This window comes from Vibrio sp. 2130-1, from assembly GCF_033339515.1.
Map to the genome: position 1 here is coordinate 1 of NZ_JAWOUT010000078.1, position 1,120 is coordinate 1,120.

A 1,120-nucleotide genomic window follows, 5' to 3' on the forward strand; every position below is an offset into this window, starting at 1 on the left:
GTCAGTCATTGAGCAAGTCACTCTATGTTTCTTATGGATATCTTGATATTCCCTCGAACAGTATTGTGAGCCTCTATCTGAGTGGTGTATTAGCTTTTCTTCACTCTGCCGTTGCCTGAGAGCTGAGATAAATGCCCGCTTAACTGATTGAGTTTTCATGTTGTCATCCACATAGTAACCAACAATCTTCCTTGAATAAGCGTCCGTAACCAGGCTGACGTAACTCTCTCCATCGAGAGTCGGCAAGTAAGTAATATCAGCAACCCATAGCTGTTCTGGCTTCGTTGGTGTCAGCCCATCTTTCACTTTATTAGGGTGACAGTAGAACCGATGACGACTGTTAGTCGTTCGGTGATAGGCTCGTCTTGCTCTCACTAACAGGCGATGCCTTCTGAGAAGCTCAAAGAGTTTATCGCGACCTATTTGAATGCCCTTTGTTGCTGCTAAGAACTTCAGTTTACGCGTGCCAATGCGTGGCTGCTTCAGCCTGACTTCACGGACAAAGCCAATGACAGCATGCTCATGATGTTCACAACGAGATTGAGTTTGGCATTGCTTATAATAAGCTTGGCGAGAGATTTGTACTAACTGACAAAACTTCGTAACGCTCAAACCTACTATGGTTTTCTCTTGGACAACGCTTCTTTGTGCTTTTTTGTCACTCTAACACCATAGTCACGTTCCATAACGTTCACGACAGCTTCAAAGAAGTCGGCTTTGAGTTGAGCATCTTCGAGCTGCTTCTCAAGCTCTTTAATACGTTGCTCTGGTGTAGGAGGTGAATTGAACTCGGTCATAGAGTCTCCTTTGGACATAAAGTTAGGTGTCCCTTTAGACCAATCTAGTCGACCATGCTTACGAAGCCAAACCAAAACCGTAGAGCAACCTTGGATGCCATACTTCTCTTGGGCTTGTTTGTAAGTGAGGCTTCCTTTTTCAACCTCATCAACTACAGTGAGTTTAAAAGCGAGGGAGTAATCGCGCTGAGTTCTTTTAGTTGTTGATTTCATAACACTCTCCAATTTTTTTGGGGGAAAGTGTCAACCTTATTTAGGACGGCACATAATGAAAAGAAGAGGCTATGAGAAAACATTAGCCTCTTTTCTATCTGATTCGTGGG

General features: G+C 43.7%; 1 pseudogene. It reads right to left on the bottom strand.

Annotated features, from left to right (window positions below):
* Window positions 1-1,010 (bottom strand): annotated as a pseudogene (locus R7Q09_RS24340) (IS3 family transposase); the annotation flags it as partial.
* Window positions 1,011-1,120: the final 110 nt, after the last annotated feature.